Source organism: Mesorhizobium sp. M7D.F.Ca.US.004.03.1.1 (genome assembly GCF_003998635.1).
GTDB classification, from domain to species: domain Bacteria; phylum Pseudomonadota; class Alphaproteobacteria; order Rhizobiales; family Rhizobiaceae; genus Mesorhizobium; species Mesorhizobium loti.
This window is the reverse complement of the sequence record NZ_RZQG01000886.1, coordinates 1-2,400: the sequence shown is the minus strand read 5'-3', so window position 1 is coordinate 2,400 and position 2,400 is coordinate 1. Positions and strand designations below refer to the sequence as shown.

The 2,400-nt window shown below is 62.5% G+C and carries 3 protein-coding genes; all 3 read right to left on the bottom strand.

Going from position 1 to position 2,400, the window contains the following annotated elements:
• Positions 1-551, bottom strand: a 551-nt coding sequence (locus EN935_RS31365) for an NAD(P)-dependent oxidoreductase (RefSeq protein WP_164771503.1), incomplete at its 3' end; no start/stop codon positions are given.
• Positions 552-709: 158 nt separating this feature from the next.
• Complete coding sequence (gene otnI / locus EN935_RS31355; protein ID WP_127265612.1) at positions 710-1,507, bottom strand: 2-oxo-tetronate isomerase; 798 nt, start codon at positions 1,505-1,507, stop codon at positions 710-712.
• A gap of 170 nt (positions 1,508-1,677) precedes the next feature.
• The coding region (locus EN935_RS31350) for a thiamine pyrophosphate-dependent enzyme (RefSeq protein WP_245489098.1) at positions 1,678-2,400 on the bottom strand (723 nt) is incomplete at its 5' end.

Genomic DNA, 2,400 nt, shown 5'->3' with positions numbered 1-2,400 from the left:
GCTTCAATGGTCAGCGCGACAACGATCTGGTTGGCCACCTTGGTGGTCTGGCCAACGCCGTTGAGCCCGACCAGGGTGATGTTCTTGCCCATCTTCTCGAAGATGGGTTTGGCGCGGTCGAAGGGTTTTTCCTCGCCGCCGACCATGATGGTGAGGGATGCCGCCTTGGCGCCAACCTCGCCGCCCGAGACCGGGGCGTCGAGATAGTCGCAGCCCAGACCGTTGATTTTCCCAGCAAAAATCTTGGTCTCGATCGGCGAGATCGAGCTCATATCGATGACCAGCTTGCCCTTCGACAGGCCGGACGCGACGCCATTCTCGCCGAACAGCACATCGGCCACCTGCGGCGTGTCGGGCACCATCAGGATGATGATGTCGGCAGCCTTGGCCACGGCGGCATGGCCGGAAACTGACTTCAGACCCTTGGCGACGAGATCGGCGGCGGGTTTCGATCGATGGTTGCTGGCGATGACCTTGTAGCCGGCGTCGAGCAGATGCCCCGCCATCGGCGCGCCCATGATGCCGAGGCCGATGAAGCCGATGGTTTCCATTGTGGTTCTCCAAATGACTGTGTGAAACGCCCCCTCATCCGGCCCTTCGGGCCACCTTCTCCCCGGTGGGGAGAAGAGGTCGCCAACGGAGGTGCCTGTCTCTTCTCCCCACCGGGGAGAAGGTGGCCCGAAGGGCCGCATGAGGGGGCCTCTAGCGCTTACGCCGCAGCACTTCCCTGCCCGGCCAATTCCCGGAACCATCCCAACCCAGCTTCCGTACCCGCCTTCGGCTTGTACTCAGCCCCGACCCAGCCGGAATAGCCGATGCGGTCGATGTGCTCGTAGAGGAAGGGATAGTTGATCTCGCCCGTCCCCGGCTCGTGACGGCCGGGATTGTCCGCAAGCTGGATATGCGCGATGCGGCCAAGGTTAGCCTCGATGGTACGGGCGAGATCCCCCTCCATGATCTGCATGTGATAGATGTCGTATTGCAGGAACAGGTTCTTTGAGCCGACACGGTCGATCAGCGCCAGGGCTTGGTCCGAGTAGTTGAGGAAGAAGCCCGGAATATCGCGCGTGTTGATCGGCTCGATCAACAGCCTGATGCCGGCCTGCTCCAGCTTCTCCGCCGCGAAGGCGAGGTTTTCGGCAAAGACATCCTCCAGCACCTTGCGGTCGGCGCCGGCGGGCGCGATGCCGGCCAGGCAATTGACCTGCTGGCAGCCGAGCGCCTGCGCATAGGTGATCGCCTTGGCGATGCCCTGGCGGAATTCCGGCACGCGGTCCGGCAGCACCGCAATGCCACGCTCGCCCTTGCCCCAGTCACCCGCCGGCAGGTTGAACAGCACCTGCGTCAGGCCGTTCTTCTTCAACCGGGCCGCGACGACATCGGGCGCATGGTCATAGGGGCCGATATATTCGACGCCCTTGAAGCCAGCGCGGGCGGCGGCATCGAAACGGTCGAGGAAATCATGCTCGCCAAAGAGCATCGACAGATTGGCTGAAAAACGCGGCATTCTTTTTCTCCTTACTGTTCACCAGCCCAAGGCGTGTCGAGATTCAGGTCAGGCCGAGCCGAAAGCGGTGGCTTGCGAGAACCGGAGCGGAGCGTACTTCAGGTACGTGAGCACCGGAAGCGCAGGAAACTGCCGCTTGCAGGCCGGCCTCACCTGAATATCGGCACGCCTTAGTCCAGCATGACGATCGAAGTCGGCGCATCTTCGTGGCTCTCGGCAAGGTCCTCGAATTCGGTCACCTTGTCGATCTCCGTGCCCATGGAGATGTTGGTGACGCGCTCGAGGATGAATTCGAGCACGACCGGCACCTGATGTTCTTTCATCAGCCGCTGCGCCTCCTTGAAGGCACCCGCGAACTCTTCCGGCTTGCGCACCCTGACCGCCTTGCAGCCCATGGCTTCGGCAACGGCAACGTGGTCGACGCCATAGCCGGCCTCGGGATCGCCTGAGCGGTTGATGTTCTCGAAAGCGAGACTGACCTCGAAATCCATCGAAAAACCGCGCTGCGCCTGGCGGATCAGGCCGAGATAGGCGTTGTTCACCACGACATGCAGATAGGGCAATTTGTGCTGTGCGCCGACCGCCAGTTCCTCGATCATGAACTGGAAATCATAGTCGCCCGACAGCGCCACGATGGTGCGGTCCGGATCGGCGGCGCGAACGCCGAGAGCCGCCGGCAAGGTCCAGCCGAGCGGGCCGGCCTGGCCGCAGTTGATCCAGTTGCGCGGCTTGTAGACATGCAGGAACTGCGCGCCGGCAATCTGCGACAGGCCGATCGTGGTGACATAGGTGACGTCGCGGCCGAACGCCTTGTTCATCTCCTCGTAGACACGCTGCGGCTTCAGCGGCACCTGGTCGAAATGCGTCTTGCGCTTCATGGTCTTCTTGCGGGC